The sequence below is a fragment of the Labilibaculum sp. K2S genome (assembly GCF_030372765.1).
Classification (GTDB): Bacteria; Bacteroidota; Bacteroidia; order Bacteroidales; family Marinifilaceae; genus Labilibaculum.
The window spans coordinates 76,899-93,144 of record NZ_JAUCMW010000007.1 but is presented as its reverse complement, the minus strand read 5'-3'; the positions used below and the strand labels follow the sequence as shown (position 1 = coordinate 93,144).

General features: G+C 35.6%; 14 protein-coding genes. 7 read left to right on the top strand and 7 right to left on the bottom strand.

All coding sequences use genetic code 11. The features are described 5' to 3' along the window. Window positions 1-96 precede the first annotated feature (96 nt). The 5 genes from QUH73_RS10385 to QUH73_RS10365 form a co-directional block, all read right to left on the bottom strand. On the bottom strand, window positions 97-2,346 hold the full coding sequence (locus QUH73_RS10385) for a DUF3656 domain-containing U32 family peptidase (RefSeq protein ID WP_289530372.1): 2,250 nt from the start codon (window positions 2,344-2,346) through the stop codon (window positions 97-99). Between the two features lie 72 nt (window positions 2,347-2,418). Then, complete coding sequence (locus tag QUH73_RS10380) at window positions 2,419-2,964, bottom strand: MepB family protein (RefSeq protein ID WP_289530371.1); 546 nt, start codon at window positions 2,962-2,964, stop codon at window positions 2,419-2,421. Continuing rightward, window positions 2,961-3,794, bottom strand: a complete 834-nt coding sequence (locus tag QUH73_RS10375; protein WP_289530370.1) for an alpha/beta hydrolase — start codon at window positions 3,792-3,794, stop codon at window positions 2,961-2,963. Before QUH73_RS10375 ends, QUH73_RS10380 begins: the two co-directional genes overlap by 4 nt. Before the next feature lie 44 nt (window positions 3,795-3,838). Beyond that, entirely contained in the window at window positions 3,839-5,155 is a 1,317-nt protein-coding gene (locus tag QUH73_RS10370) for a type II toxin-antitoxin system HipA family toxin (protein WP_289530369.1), read from the bottom strand. Next, window positions 5,149-5,493, bottom strand: a complete 345-nt coding sequence (locus tag QUH73_RS10365; protein ID WP_289530368.1) for a helix-turn-helix domain-containing protein — start codon at window positions 5,491-5,493, stop codon at window positions 5,149-5,151. Before QUH73_RS10365 ends, QUH73_RS10370 begins: the two co-directional genes overlap by 7 nt. A gap of 294 nt (window positions 5,494-5,787) precedes the next feature. Here QUH73_RS10365 and QUH73_RS10360 point away from each other — a divergent pair, with 294 nt between their 5' ends. Next, window positions 5,788-7,749, top strand: a complete 1,962-nt coding sequence (locus QUH73_RS10360; RefSeq protein ID WP_289530367.1) for an FIST N-terminal domain-containing protein — start codon at window positions 5,788-5,790, stop codon at window positions 7,747-7,749. 69 nt (window positions 7,750-7,818) lie between these two features. On the opposite strand, the gene QUH73_RS10355 is transcribed toward QUH73_RS10360, so the two are convergent. After that, window positions 7,819-8,043: an ATP-binding protein gene (locus QUH73_RS10355; RefSeq protein WP_289530366.1), complete on the bottom strand. Its 225-nt coding sequence runs from the start codon at window positions 8,041-8,043 to the stop codon at window positions 7,819-7,821. Window positions 8,044-8,210: 167 nt separating this feature from the next. Between QUH73_RS10355 and QUH73_RS10350 the strand changes: the two genes are divergently transcribed. The 5 genes from QUH73_RS10350 to QUH73_RS10330 all read left to right on the top strand — a co-directional run bounded on the left by QUH73_RS10350 (window position 8,211) and on the right by QUH73_RS10330 (window position 14,120). Beyond that, window positions 8,211-8,807, top strand: coding sequence for an RNA polymerase sigma-70 factor (locus QUH73_RS10350; protein ID WP_289530365.1), 597 nt, complete (start codon window positions 8,211-8,213; stop codon window positions 8,805-8,807). A gap of 13 nt (window positions 8,808-8,820) precedes the next feature. Then, the gene (locus QUH73_RS10345; RefSeq protein ID WP_289530364.1) at window positions 8,821-9,819 is read left to right on the top strand and encodes a FecR family protein; all 999 of its coding nucleotides are present in this window, start codon (window positions 8,821-8,823) and stop codon (window positions 9,817-9,819) included. Between the two features lie 72 nt (window positions 9,820-9,891). Continuing rightward, window positions 9,892-11,250: an outer membrane beta-barrel protein gene (locus QUH73_RS10340; RefSeq protein WP_289530363.1), complete on the top strand. Its 1,359-nt coding sequence runs from the start codon at window positions 9,892-9,894 to the stop codon at window positions 11,248-11,250. A gap of 63 nt (window positions 11,251-11,313) precedes the next feature. Beyond that, entirely contained in the window at window positions 11,314-12,663 is a 1,350-nt protein-coding gene (locus tag QUH73_RS10335; RefSeq protein ID WP_289530362.1) for a DNRLRE domain-containing protein, read from the top strand. A gap of 308 nt (window positions 12,664-12,971) precedes the next feature. Next, on the top strand, window positions 12,972-14,120 hold the full coding sequence (locus tag QUH73_RS10330) for a hypothetical protein (protein ID WP_289530361.1): 1,149 nt from the start codon (window positions 12,972-12,974) through the stop codon (window positions 14,118-14,120). 145 nt (window positions 14,121-14,265) lie between these two features. On the opposite strand, the gene QUH73_RS10325 is transcribed toward QUH73_RS10330, so the two are convergent. Continuing rightward, the gene (locus tag QUH73_RS10325) at window positions 14,266-14,982 is read right to left on the bottom strand and encodes an RDD family protein (RefSeq protein WP_289530360.1); all 717 of its coding nucleotides are present in this window, start codon (window positions 14,980-14,982) and stop codon (window positions 14,266-14,268) included. 298 nt (window positions 14,983-15,280) lie between these two features. Between QUH73_RS10325 and QUH73_RS10320 the strand changes: the two genes are divergently transcribed. Further along, complete coding sequence (locus QUH73_RS10320) at window positions 15,281-16,243, top strand: stage II sporulation protein M (protein ID WP_289530359.1); 963 nt, start codon at window positions 15,281-15,283, stop codon at window positions 16,241-16,243. Window positions 16,244-16,246: the final 3 nt, after the last annotated feature.

Below are 16,246 nucleotides of genomic sequence, written 5' to 3'. Positions count from 1 at the left end.
GCATTCCAAGAGATTTAACCAGCTAAAATAATTCCGTTCCTTTTTGTTTTAAAGCTCGTAATACCAAATAAACAAAGCCTTTACTTACTGATTTTATTAAATTCCCTTTTTGTATTGTTGGTTGGTGGTCGATTGAATGACTTTTTTCACTTTCGTTTCAGAATCTGCTTTCCCGTCAAGCAAATTTTCAAAAAGCTGAATAAGTTCTGATTTCGACACCAATAGCTTGCTTTCGGTTTTCACATCCCGTAAATCAATCATGAAAGAGGAAAAAACAGCTGGTAAATCATTTAAAATATCTGTGTTCAGGAAATTGTTATCATTGTAGATGGTGTGATAGTTCCCTTTTGATTTTTCAATTCGAAACGAATCGTTTTTTAGATTGGTGATGGATGATGATTTTTCACATTGCTGAATGCATGTATCATCCACGCGGTTTTTCTCACAAGCAGTTACCTGATGAAACAAACATTGCCTGCTGGTCATCAGCACAATGGGATGATAAATGCTGTAGTGCAATTTGAAATCAGCTGGTGCTTTAACAGCTTGAATCTGATTCTTTGTCAGCTCATTGGAGATGAATGCCCCCGAGCAATTAAAATCCTCTTTTAAAGACAGCAGACTATACGAATTCACAATATTAATTTGTGGCCCCGCAATCCAATCTATTCCCAACTGATAAGCCTTGTAAGCTATGCCGGTGTTATTGGCGACAATCAATTTTGGTTTTAGCTGTTTTAGAAATTCCACCGCAGCAGTATAATCTTCCCCAATAATCACCGAAGGAAAGTAAGGGATCAAACTTTTGTTCTTTGCAAATAGTTCTGCATAATGAGAACATTTGTCCTTAAAACTATTGGGCAGCTGAAAATAGATATCGGCCTTAGTTTTATCAGCAAGAAACACCTCTTTTTCCGAAGAAATCAATACAGAAAGCCTCGGTTTATGCATCTCCTTTTCACGATTCTTTATCGCAGGAAGCGTAACCGGGGCTATAGTTTCTTTCGATCCATTTAAAATGAACAGGATTTTTTTCTTAAGTGAGGTAAGCTCTTTAAAAGAAATGTAAACCGCAGCCTTTATCCCTTCCAAATTCAACTCCTCTATAAAATATTCGGTGTCGTTAAAAGCTTTGAATCGCTTTAAAACCATAGCCTCAGTCAACACCTCTGTACCCTTGTCGAACAAATTGCACTCCGAAAATATATCAAAGCCTGCATCCGATGTTTTTACAGAAACTTTTAACGGAGAACCACATTCTCCGGAAAGATGAATTTGCAAAGGCGCTTTTTTAGCACTCACCTGATTGATTTTGCCCTCAACCATTGCTTTTACCTCTTCCTTTTCCTGATATAATTTTAACTGCCCAGCCTCCACCTCATCAGCGGAAGCGTACAAATTAATTTCGGAAAGATGCTTGATGGAATGATCGCGCGGATTATCAATAAACATGCTTTTGCTGATCTCCCCTTTTAGCAAAGTATTCGAGAAAGCTCGGTTAAAGACTTTGTACAAAAGGCTGTCATCCGTGCCAGCTTTGCTCTGTGAGTAAAAAGTATCGAGTTGCTTTCTCCAGACATCCACCACGGTGTAAACGTAATCGTACTTCTTAATCCGGCCTTCAATTTTCAGAGAATCAACACCGGCATCGTACAATTCCTTCAGATCGAAAAAAGCAGAATTGTCTTTTAAATTCAGCGGGTATTCTTTGCCTGCAGCAGTAGTTTTGTACTGATCGCGGCAAGGCTGACTGCAACGCCCCCGGTTGCCCGAATTTCCGCTTAAAACAGAGCTGAAATAGCAGAGTCCCGAAAAGGAAATGCAATTGGAACCATGCACAAACACCTCTGTTAAAACATTATTCTCGTGTGCTGCGGATGTCAGATGCTTTATTTCGTGGATATTTAACTCGCGGGATAGATTTACCCGATTCGCAGAAAGTTTGCTTAGGAATTTTATCTGCCCTTCGTTATGAGTGGTCAACTGAGTAGATGCATGAATAGTCAGACTTTTAAAATACTTTCGAAGCAAATAAAGCATTCCCAGATCTTGTACAATTACACCATCGATACTGGTATTTACCAACTTGTTCAGCAAACCAATCAGAGCCGGAATTTCACGTTCTATGATAATGATATTAAGCGTAAGAAAAACTTCGCAATTGCGGCTGTGAGCCAAATGCAAAATGCCCTGCAGTTCCTCAAAACTAATATTGACAGCCCTATTCCGGGCATTGAACTGATCCAGTCCGCAATACACAGCATTTGCTCCTGCAAGTATTGCGGCTTTTATGGAATCAACATCTCCGCCCGGTGCTAATAATTCAATCTTTCTTTTCGTCACCATCTTACTCTTTATGAGGTGGCAAAAGTAAAGATTTTTTAGTTGACTTCTCTCAATGGGTTTTCGATTCAAACATTAGCGGTTTAGTTTGTCTCCCTCAATTCTGACTCCCCCCGTTTTAGAATAAAGAAATTTTGCCCGATCTAAATCAACAGGCTGATCAATATCAACGGACAAAAAGTATTTCAACTGCCATTTTTGTGTTTTTTCTGCCTGCTTGCTATTTGCCTTATCCCAAGGCGGATAAACGCGGAATCCTCTTTTTCCATCCTTTCGGTCAGCAGCAATAATGCCTTGTTTTACTAATTCTGATTTAGGGAAAACAAATTGTCCAAAATACTTACCCGAGCGAGTGTTTATGATGAAAAAATCGATTCCATCGGAGATACTAAAAGCTTGTGTCAGCCCATTTGTATCCCTTTTCCATACGGTAACAAATTGTCCTGTTTTTGCAGGAGTAATTTTTGCTCTTCTTGCTATTGCGAAAAAATTATCGATTTTGAATGAGCAGGCATTATATTCCTTACTCTCCTTTTCCAAAACAAAGTTCGTGATTTCGAAAGCACATTTGTCGTAAACATGCTCCTTTACTATTGAAAAATCGAAGTTTGAAATCATCATTTAGCATCTTCTTTTTTCATTTTTACAATTCTTTGCACTTCATTTAACAGCAAAGGGAACGCTGGTTCAGTCATTCCATGTCCATAACCATCCAACTCATAAAGTTTGGTTTCTTTATGACCAACAACCTTCATCATTCGCATTAAATATGCATTCTCTTCATACCGTCCCAATAATTCCAGTTCCCGGTCGCCGGTAATTAAAAGTAAAGGCGGAGCATCCGGTCTTACATGAAAAAGTGGCGCCAAATCATCAACAATTGGTTGCGTTCCTGCTATTCCTCGTTCTTCACGAACCGTAAAATGGGTAATGGCTTGACCGCTAAATGGAATCAAACCTGCAATTTGATTTGCATCTATCCCATAGGGTTTCAGCCACCTCTTATCCAAACCAATCATACTGGTAAGATATCCACCCGCAGAATGTCCCGAAACAAAAATCAGGTTTGAATCCCCGCCAAAACTGTTTATATTTTTGAAGACCCATGCTACCGAAGCAGCAGCATCTTCGATATATTTTGGAGCATTTACTTTTGGATACAAACGGTAATTAACCGCAACAATACAAACGCCTTTCTCTTTTAATGCTGCAGGAAACTCCTTATTCCCAGCCTTTAATCCTCCTCCATGAAACCAGACTACAGTCGCAAAATCTTTTACATTTACCGGATAGTAAATATCCAAAACACAACGTTCTTTTATGTAAGCATCTCCCGAATTTATGGAATCGCTATAGTAATTAATGTCTGTTTTTGATTCGTATGTGGTTTTCTGTCCAAATGCCATGCATCCATAAACTAGGAATACAATTGATAGCAGTAAATTTTTCATTTGTCTTTATGAGGATTAATATTTATAATCGTTCCAGCTGGTTTCTATTTCTCAAAATTCAATAATGTTCCTTTAATCGCATCACGCAATTTAGGATCTACACTTACTTCATCGGCATAATTATTCCAATTTTGCACTTTACTATTTACTTCAAAAATAATTTTTTCTGCTTTTTTAATGTTCATTGCTTTTGCAAAGCTGACTAAATCTTCTCTCGTAATATCTTTCCTTTTGCCATTAATACTTAAAGCATGCTGGCTCACCCAAATACTATCGGGCCGGTAGGCATGGCAAATATCGTATGCCGGTGCCAGCTCCCAACTTTCGCCTTCTTTCAATCTAAAAGCAAAATTTTTTGTGTGATCATCACAATTTCGTGCAATCACATTAAACACCATTCTTCGATACATCTGTTCCGCTTGCGGATACGGCAAACGCAGAACTCTCATGGTTTGAAACAACTGCTCGTAACTAAAACTTCTTACTTCATTAAAATCGTAATGCTGCATTGCGCAAAAAGTTTGAATGTGGTGTTTTTGAGAACCATTTTCCCGATCGAATCGTTTGGTCATAAAATGTGCCCGGCCATTTTCCTGCAATAAGTCAGATTCCATCATCTGTATTCCGCAGTCATTTGCCATATTGTAATACGCCATTTCGATTCTTCCATAACCAATGGTTTTTCCAAATTGAGCATCACTTACACCATCGAGCTTTATTAACCAATGCTCAAACCCTTTGGGAGCATTCGCTTGTCCGGAGCGAACCTGTCCTGTTTTTTTGTTGTAGGCAATAATAGCTTTGGGTCTTGCTCCACCAGCTGATGTTCCAATTTTTAGGATCTCCATCATTGCCTGCTGTTCATCTTTACTCAGATTGGCTTCAAAATCTTCGCGTTTTCTGAGCATTTTTTGTGCAATATCAACCAAACCATTGATCTCGACCTGAAAAGAATTTTTATTAGAGTTGAGTTGTGTAGGTTCAAATTCCAGCGCTCCCATTCCTCTTGTTCCAATAAAACAGAGTTGTTCTATTGGGTTCATACTATTTTCGGCGCGACCATTCTGTGCCAACCAAACATTAATCAGCTGATTTCCATATTTATCGGGCAACACATCGGCCAATAAACCAGGCAAACCTTTAAATGTATCGTGTTCGCTGTTTTTCGAAGGTCTGAGTTCAGGGAATGAAAATATGCTCTGACTGGATTGAACCGGCATTTTGACTGGTGCTAAATCAATTCCTTTCGATTTAAATTTAGGTTCATATTCGAAACTGGCCAGGTCCTGATTCTCATCCCAGGCTACAGCCCCAACAGTCTGTCCCCAAATTTTTACGTATGCCGTTTTTATTTCTACCATTCGCTTTCATTTTGCTTGTTATCATCCTTGCCTCTGGCTCTTTGCCTTTTTTGCTTATCCAACTTAGCCAGTTCCAAGGGACTTAACTGAGTTTCAATCTTAAAATTATCAAGCACATGCAATAAATCAAGAGCTCTTAGAATTTGTAGTAAGGAAATCAATGAAACAGCTTCCCCTTTCTCCAATTGACTAACCGTCCAGCGATTAACTCCTGCCGTTTCAGCGATTTTTGCCTGTGTTTTATTTTGCAGTAAACGTTGCTCTTTTACATACCCGCCAATGGCAGAAATAATTGCTTTATCACTCATCGAAACCCAATTCTTGTTGGTATTTACCATCGCTAATATCTTTATATGTATTTAATGTTGGCATTCACAGGCATAAATATACGAAAATTAATTCAAACACAAACAATTTGTGTTGGTAAATACAATCACTAACGCACAAAAAACATATTTACGTTGGTTTTTCCCATCAATAAAAGTTGTACATAACCAATATCTATTATTAAAAAAATTTGATGCTAAAATTTTAACTGTTACCTTTTGGTATACTCAGGCTTAGCCTTCGCAATTAATAATTTTTTAAGTGATTACTAACTTGTATGCGTTTTTCACATAAAAAGCAAAAACATGCATCAACACAATTTCAAAATATCAGATATTAATGATCTTAAAAAGATATTACAATCTGATGAGATAAGCCATTCTACAACATATCAATCTCTTCTTGTGCAAGTATTTTCAGCTCATAATAAATCAGACTGGTATTTGACAATAGGCGAAACAATTAAAGAAGTTTACCCTGACGCTGTAATTATCGGAGCTACATCAGTGGGAGAAATTACAGAAGGTAGAATTTTCACAAATTCAACAGCTGTCTTGTTTTCCTTTTTCGAAAGCGCAAAGCTAAATTTATTTTCTTATAGCTGCCAATTAGGAGAGGAAGAGAAAGTTGGCAACGCACTGCTTAAAAATACAAAACTGCTTGATGATAAAATTAAGGGAATGCTATTACTTTCCACACCTATCGCCAACGATTCTGGAAAAATATTTAACACTCTGGCAACTTCAAGTCTCGATTTTCCAATTTTTGGTGGTGGAGCCGGCGATTATGCGAATGAGCGTGAAACATTGGTTTTTGATGGAGAAAAATGTTATAAAGAAGGTATTGTTGCAGTTTGTTTTTCAGGTGGTAATTTACAAATAGAATTGTCAAGCTGTCTTGGTTGGCAACCACTGAGTAAAGAAATGACAATAACCGATGTAGGTGATGTGGCGGTTAAAACAATTGATAACATGCCTGCGTTTTCGGTTTATGAAAAATATTTGGGAATTAAAGCCGACAATAATTTTTTTCAAAACAGCCTTGAATTTCCTTTTATAATAACCCGGAATAATCACGAAATTGCCCGAACTCCATTTTTTGTGAATGAAGATGATCAGTCCATACAAATGGTAGCAGATGTAAAAGCTGGTGAAAAATTTCGTATTGGATACGGCAATCCTCAAACTATCAAAGAAGAATCAGCCGTATTGCAACACCAAATGTGTAATTTTAAACCTGAAGCTATCTTTATATACACTTGTATTTGCAGAAGATTTTTAATGCAGGATGAAGTTGACTTTGAAACATTACCTTTTAATGTTATCGCCCCAACTGCCGGCTTTTACACATTTGGCGAGTTTTTTTCGAATAACTCGTTTCATGCCTTGCTCAATGCTTCAATGGTGACTGTTGGATTTCGAGAAGGAGAACCAATAACAAAAACCGAATCCTCCAAAGACACATTAAAAAAGAATACCCTCATAGATCCATATACAAATCAACACAATCGAATTCTTTCCCGCCTAATTTTTTTCATCAATGTTTTAATTGAACAAATGGAAGAAAAGAGTCTTAAGTTGAAAGTTCTTAATGATCAAAAAAACGAAATTATTGGTATTGTAGCCCATGACTTACGAAGTCCACTTGGTGTAATACAAGGCTTCTCGGAATTACTGGAAGACGAAATGAAAAATGAAGAGCATAAAGATTTTGCTTCGTTAATTCATACGGAGAGTTCAAATTTACTGTATTTACTAAACGATCTGCTAGACATTTCAAAAATCGAATCAGGTAAATTGGATCTAAAACGAAAAGAAATTGATTACATCGCTTTGATTCATCGGAATATTAAGACCAATAGTTTTTTTGCTCAAAAGAAAAATATCTCAATTACTGTTGAGTCTGCAATTGAACATCAATTATTGTCTGTTGACGAAGGGCAAATTATACAAGTTTTAAATAATATTATTGGAAATGCAATCAAGTATTCCTATCCTGATTCTGAGATAAAAATTAAAGTATTTAAAGAAGACGATCAGATAATCACCCAAATTATTGATCAAGGACAAGGTATTCCTAAAGAAGAACTTGAAAATGTTTTTACGATGTTTCAAAAAACCAGTACTAAACCCACAGCCGGTGAATCAAGCCATGGGTTAGGACTTGCCATTGTTAAAAAAATTGTAGAAGGTCACAAAGGACAGATAAATGTAGAAAGTAATCAGGGAAAAGGTTCTACATTTTATTACTCATTGCCTATTGACTAGTGCTTTCACAACTACTGAATTGTCTATAAAACTGACCAGCAAGCCATTTGTCTGGCTTGCTGGTAATTATTAATTAAGTGGTATCGTAAAATTAAAAGTACAACCTTTCTCTTGGTTGCCATCAGCCCATATTTCGCATCCGTGCATCTCAATAAATTCCTTACATAGTAACAATCCAAGCCCGGTTCCCTTCTCTTTATTCGTTCCCAATTGAATGGCTGTGTTCAATCCGAAACAATTTATCCATATCCTCTTTTTTAGCCCAACTCCATTGTCGGATACAGAAATGATCAAATGCCTCTGCTTACTTCTCCACGCCAGATAACTTATTTGCAATTTCCATGGAAAAATTTTCAAAAGAAACAGAAAGCAATAAGCCCTCAACGAAACTGAAATTATAAATTGGTTGATTTTTCAATTTCCCATATTTAACTTATATTGCGAAACTTTTATGATAATATATGAATACGAACCTCTCCTCTGTCTACAAAATTAAGCAAGGCGATATTGCCACCTTCAAAAGCTTATATCTGGAGTATTATAAAAAACTATGTTTCCACGCGTTTAAAATTACCAACCGTAATGATATTGCTGAAGAAATAGTACAGGACGTGTTTGTTAAAATTTGGGAAAAACGCGAAAAGCTTAACCTTTCTGATAATATTGGCAGCTACTTGTACCGTGCTGTACTAAACGAATCACTCAATTTTCTGAAAAAACAAAAGTATGATACTTACGAAGAAAATAGTATACAAAACCTGAAAAACCTTAGCAACTGCCATGAGATGGAGGTCAACCAAAATGAGATAAGAAAAGAAATAAGAAAGGCCATAAAAAAACTACCCGACAAAACACGACGTGTTTTCATTATGAGTCGTAAACTAGAACTCTCTTACCAAGATATAGCAGACAGGCTGAATATAAGCATTAAAGGTGTGGAATATCATATATGCAAAGCCTTAAAATTATTACGGGAGGATTTGAATTCAACTCTTTTTTTACTTTTTTTTATGTTTTTCACTATGGTATCAACAGCTTACATTGTTATAACTATATAAATCTCTTCTTAAAATGTCAGGTAATACAAACCATACAGAAAACGAACTTCTTATTTCCCGCTTTTTAAGCAAGCATGCTTCAGAAGCCGAGAAACAGCAGGTAATTAATTTGTTGCAAACCGACGATAAATTTAAAGAAGTATTTCTCAGTATGCAGCAAACAGTAAAGGCCGTTGATGCCCTTCTTTTTTACGAAAGCATTGATGAAGAAAAAGCGCTTAAACAAATTTATTCAAAAGCAAATATTAAAGAAGAAAATACAGTTAAACCAAGGCCTGCAATACAATTAAGCAGAATTCTAAAAATTGCAGGGATAATTATACTTGGAATTGTGATTGCTTTTTTGATTCAGGATAAACCGAAACAGATATTACTTTCGTCAAAAACTAGTGTAGTTTCAGAAAACCTAATGCCCGACAGCTCGTTAATAGCTTTAAATAAAAATAGCACTTTACAGTACTCAAATAAATATGGCATCAAGAATCGCAATATTAAGCTTACTGGCGAAGCCTTTTTCTCTGTTAAAAAAAATCACCGGCTGCCATTTATTGTAGATTGCAACGGGCTTTTCGTAGAGGTTACCGGGACTTCATTTACCATTAATAATCAAATAAACAGTAAACAAATAAACGTTTATGTGAGTTCCGGGCAGGTGAAAGTCTATGATAATAATGGCAAGCAGGAAATATTGAATCTTGGCGACATGGTTTCATACAATAGAACTAATGAAACACTAATTAAATCTCATATAGAAAAAAATTTAAATATCAATTCATGGCTAACTCGAACATTGGCTTTCGACGATTGCCCTTTGCAACAGGTTATTAATGATATTAACAATTATTACAAGGCTGATATTCGACTTGATGTTAAAAACATGAAAAACTGCAGATTTAGTGCAAATTTTGAAGAAGCAAATCTGGATTCAGTTCTTGAAATTATTTGTTTATCATTCAATTTAGAGTTGATAAAAGATAATAACAACCTCACCCTAAAAGGGGACGGATGCTGATACAAATTTGAATAAATAATAATTTATGCGAAAATATATCCAACCTGATATCTCACATTAAAAATTTACAATTTGCTTATCACCCGAAATTCATACCTGGTGTTTTTCTTGTTTTTTCATTCCTTATCTTTTGCTCAAACAACTTTAGAAAGTAGAAACATCAGCCTGCAACTTTACGAAACTTCATTAATAGAAGCTGTAAAAGCCATTGAAGCACAAAGCGGTGTTTCTTTCGCATACAACACTTCCATAATGAAAAATGCCCAAAAAGTGAGCATTGATGTTAAAGATGCTGACATCAATGCACTTTTACAAAAAATTTGTAAGGAGTCGGGAAATAACTATAAGGTAATTAATAATCAAGTCGTTTTTTTTAAAGTCACTGCCTCTATTGCAAAACCTATTAGAGTTTTGACAGCAACCGAAACAAGTCAGCAATCCTCCTCTCAGCATATAGCGATTTCAAAAAATATCACTCAACCAGTGAAAAATATTTGTGATCAAAATCCTCTTTTGGGTCCTGCTGACAAACCTATTCTTGATGTTGAAAAAAATGTAATAACAGATACTCTAAAAGCAGTACCTCTTACAACTGATTCTGTATTAAACAAGGTAAACGTTTTTCCAATTTCAGCAAAATTAGTCCCCAACCAAGATTGCTTCTCCGATAGTCTCAGGCTTTCATATCTTAACATTACAGAACAAAACAATTCAACAGATAAACACTCAGTAAACAAATACTTTTATTCCATTCAGATAAAAGAAGAATTAGGCATTTCACCTGGTTTTAGCAAAGGTGATACCCTTGGTACCGAAGAGGCTCAAATGCTAAACAATAGTGTAATCAGTTACGGATTCAGCGGTGGAATAAAACTTGGATATAGCATCAAACGTTTTTCATTCAAGACCGGCCTGTTGTATACCCAATTCATTGAAAGATTTTCAATAAAAAAAACTCACCAGATATTTTCCAGGCAAACACATTTAGAAGGAATTACATGGCAGGAACAAAGTTCTGAGGGGATTATAATACACACCGACACTATTCCCATTACACAAACCATTGTAAGCGATTCGGTGGCAGTATTTAGGCAAAAATATAAATCCTCGTATCTTGAGATACCATTCGATATTGATTACACAATTCCTCTTAATGCAAAATGGAGTGTGTTTGGCTCTTTGGGCATAACTTATGCTATCACTTTGAAAGATGATTTTACTACACCATTTTCTATGTACAGTTCAAAAGCATTTAATAAACTTGATATATCAGTAGGAGTAAGTACGGGAGTAAAGTTTTTTTCTAACCGTTTACACTACTATTTTATGGCTGGCGGACGGGCTCGTACTTCACTGAATACCAATAACAAACTCATCAGCCGGAATCCTATTTACCTAAACATGGCAGTTGGGGTTATAAATTATTTCTAATATTTCACTAGGGAACAACAAGTATTGATTGTTATATGAGTGTAAATATTAAAAATTTAAATTATGAATACGAAAAATTTTCTTACAGGTATCTTTTTAATACTAATTGCATTTACAGCTTGCAATAAAGATAGTATTGAAGACAACAAAACTCTGAGCCCGGTTGAATTTAAAATGGCAGTTAGCGAAAACAGCACGAAGTCTGCAGTTGGAAACAAGCTAAAAACTACCGAAGTTACCAATGTAAAGTCTGCTTTAGTTTCTATTGCTGATGATAATGGCAACTTAGTTTACGAACTGGAACAAATTGAGCTAATTAGTTTTAATGGCAGTTTTATTACAAATAAATTATTGCTGGAAGTTGGAAACTACACAGTAACAGAGTTTTTACTACTCGATATCAATGGCAATGTAGCCTATGCAACGCCCAAAGACGGCTCTGATTTAGCCAATTTGGTTAATGACCCTCTTGCCATTGACTTTTCGGTTAACTTAAACGAAACAACTACGGTTACTCCCGAAGTATTAAGTATTGATAATTTTGAACCAACCGATTTTGGTTACGTTGAGTTTGGATTCAGATACATTAAAACATTCGATTTTGTAATGGGTATTTACACGCTCGATGACAACCAAACAGCAACAGCAAGCAATGCCAATATTACATTAACAGCGAATAACAAAGAATATCTTAATAAAGAAATAAACGGAATATTAAATGTGTTAACAGTAAATGATGGTCTGCAAAATTACAGCATAAAAGTAGAGAAATCAGGCTATAAAACATTTAGTGAAACCTATACGGCAGAACAATTAAAACAATATGAAACAACACCTCTGAATATTTATCTGGAAGAGATAAAGGAATTTACTCTTGATTACAACAAAATAACTGATGCCACTCTTACAAGTTTCTATCCCGACAATAACGAAAACGGAACTTTTATTCAGGCTTTTACATGGACTTTTACTGGAGATCCGGTAAGCTGCAGGTTTCTTATGGGATTTGATTTGAGCGAGATTCCTGAAGGACAACAGATAAAAAGCGCTAAACTCTCATTATTCTATGCCGACAATCATGTCGCTTCTCTTGAAGAATATTATGGTGGTCAAAATGATTTAAAAATTGAATTAGTAGACCAAGCCTGGGACGAAACTACAGTTACCTGGAACAACCAACCATCTACAGTTGCTGCCGGCGCAGTAATTATACCTGCAGATGAAAACGGAAAAATTGACAAACCTGATATTGACATTACTCCATTAATTCAAGCCATGGTAAATAACTCCGATGGTCGTTTTGGAATTAAAATATCGCAGGTTGTCGAAACAATATACAGATCAAGCTTTTTTGCTTCAACAGAAAATGAGTTAATCAATAAAAGACCAATACTTAAAATCGTTCTTAATTAATAATTATTTCATCCCTCAATAAGCGTAATAGATTATTGGACTCAATAAATAACATTCTGAGTAGTCCACAAGGGTAACTTTGTGGACTACTGCATTTTTATAGGTTTTAATTTTATTTTGTCGATGCATCTGATCCGAAGTTAACCTACTGCACAAATAATGGTATGCTATTTGTTTAGCAAAACCTATTCACGCAAACCAGTTGCAGTATGGACTGAATAAAACCGAAAAAAAAGGAACCTTATCAACTTGCTGGCATATTCTCAATTTTAAAATTAAATTTGCATCAAAACCAACATCCTACATCTATGAATAAAATGATACGCTGTGCACTTATTGCTCTTCTATTTATTTCTGCTGCCTGCAGTACCGGAAATAAAGCTCTTCAAAATGGAGATTACTATTCTGCTGTTATTAAATCGGTAGACCGGTTACGGTCAAATCCTGATAAAGCAAAGGCTCAATTAACTTTAAGAGAAAGTTATCCTTTGGCAGTGAACTGGTATCAGCAGGAAATCAGTACGCTTTTATCTTCGAATGATCCGTTTAAGTATTCAAAAACAGTTGGGCATTACCAGACTTTAAACAGAATGACTGATGAAATAAGAAGATGTCCGGGTGCTTTGCGCGTTATTCCTTATCCTAAACTATATCAGACTGAAGAAGATATGGCCAGGCAAAACGCGGCTCCTGAATGTTATGGTGCCGGTATTTTAGAACTTGCAAAAGGAACCCGTCAAGATGCGGTAACTGCATTTATGCATTTCGAAAAAGCCAATGTTTTTGTTCCCAACTACAAAGATGTTGCCGATAAAATGGCCGAAGCAGAGGAAATGGCAACTTTAAAAGTGATTATCGATCATGTGCCTGTTAACTCTACTAAGTATCAATTGAGTGCTGAATTTTTTCAAGATCAGGTAACACAGTTTATCTTCAACAATATCAAACAAAGATTTGTACGATTCTACACACCCAAACAAGCTGAACTGGAGAAACTGGAATATCCTGATCAGATTATTGGAATGCGTTTCGAAGATTTTGTGGTTGGCGAAACTCACGATACAGATATAGAAAAACAAGTTGTAAGTGCCGACAGTGTTGAAGTTGGATCGACCAAACTAAAAAATGGCGAAACAATTAAAGTATACAATATTGTGAAGGCCAAATTGCATATTCACAAACGTGAGGTGATTTCGAAAGGAATGCTTTCTCTTCATATTATTGAATTCGAAAACCAAAAGGAATTGAATAACAAACAATTTGGTGGCCAATTTAACTGGTTTTACCAATGGGGAAACTATAATGGCGACGAAAGAGCTTTAACAAAAGAAGAATTGAATATTTGCCATAGCGAGCCAATTCTCCCTCCTGCTCATCAGGATTTATTTGTAGAGTTTACAAAACCTATTTTCACCGATCTTACTGCAGAGTTAAGACGATTCTATAATCGATACTAATTAATAAACATCTTTTTGACAAAAGAATATTTGACGTCAATGTAAGTTTATCCTATAGTAAACAAGAGCTATACTTAAAAAATTAAGCAATATACAAAGAGACAGAAAAATTAAATTTCTGTCTCTTTGTATATTTTAAAACTCCTTATCGATCGCGGTGAATCAAATTGTAGTCAACAATTAGTGTTTTAAAAAACTCGAGAGGCTGCATTTCTGTCTTGATTCCCAGTTTTTCCATCACATTTTTTCGTGCCCGTAACCCAAATTGCAGTTTTTCAACCGGATCTTCCATGCTTTCAATCTGAGCAATCACCTTTTTAAACAGTGGCAGGTCTTTTTCATTAATTTTTCGGGACTCAAGGAAAACAAGCTCATAATTTTGGGGGATATCAACCAAAATAGTATTCTCAATCGACACTTTTCGCTTTGTTCTTATTACCGTCGTTTTAGCTAGAATATCGCCCAGGCGTTGTCCTTTTTCTCCAAGCACAATGCACAAAATACCGCAAATACCATAGGTCAACGAAATATCAACCAACCGAAACATCCATCGAATCAAATAATTCAGAAAAGCAGGTGCAGATCCGTCAACTGTGCTCACCTTAATTTTCATGATTTTTTTTCCCGGAGTTTGACCATTCATAAAAACCTCAAATATCAAAGAGTAAAACATTAACGGTACTAATAAAAACAAAATCCAAGCTACACCTTTCCCTATTAAAGCAATTACAAGCAAAAGAATCATATAAATGACAAATAAGAACAGAAAATCAAGCAAGGTGGCTGATATTCTTTCTCCAATACTTGCCAATTGAAAATTAATGCGAACATTTTGAGTTGTTTCTATTCCTATATCTGCCATTTAATTTTGAATTTTGTGAATCCGAATATACCTATCATAAGAAAATAAAAGAAATAATCGAATAATTATTTTCAACATTTAAAATCATTCTACTGACTTATTGCCAGTTAGTAAATTCTCCAAACATCTAACCTTAATCTGACGTTTGTAATTTTCCTTAATTACAATAACTTTAGCATTGTTTTACAGAAAAACCCAAATGAAACATTCATGAATAAATAATTATTCACTCCCAAACGGAGAGGATTATTTACGAATGATAAGTTCCATCTGGCAACAGAGTAAAAATTACAAACAGATGAAAGAAGTCGTATTTCTGGATCGCAACAGTAAAAAATGGAAAGAATTTGAAAATATTCTTGCTGGCAAATCGCATAGCAATCCAGATTCCATTGCCGATTTATACATCCAATTAACGGATGATCTTTCCTATGCACAAACCTTTTATCCAAATTCATCTACTACTGAATATCTCAATCAATTAAGTGTGAGTGTTCATCAGGAAATTTATAAAAACCAGAAAGCACAAAAGGGAAAATTCAAGCAGTTTTGGACTACAGACTTGCCGTTAATCCTTTTCCAAACACGCAAACAACTACTCTATTCTTTACTGATATTTGTTACCGCTACTCTTTTGGGTGTGGTATCAACTAGTAATGATCAGTCTTTTGTTCGTGCCATTCTTGGAGATAACTACGTAAACATGACCATTGACAATATCAAAAAAGGAGATCCTATGGCCGTTTACAAACAAGAAGGACAAACAGAAATGTTTCTTGGAATTACCGTAAACAATATTAAAGTATCCTTTATGGCCTTTGTTTTTGGAATACTTACTGCTTTTGGTACCGGATACATCCTTTTTAATAATGGAATTATGCTGGGAAGCTTTACTTATTTCTTTGTTGAAAATGGTTTGTTCTGGGAGAGCACCCGGGTAATATGGATACATGGAACGCTTGAAATTTCTGCCATTATTATCTCTGGAGCTGCAGGAATTGTAATGGGAAACAGTATTGTTTTTCCTGGCACCCTGCCTCGCAAATCATCCATGCAAATTGGAGTTCGCAAAGGCATTAAAATTGTAATTGGAATTATACCTATGTTTATTGTTGCCGGCTTTTTAGAAGGCTATGTAACCCGACATACCGAAATGCCAATGTGGCTAAGCTGGATCATTATTATCTGTTCCCTGCTGTTCGTTATTTGGTATTTTATTATTAACCCAAAACGAGTCTATCAAAAACTAAATAATTTATAAAAT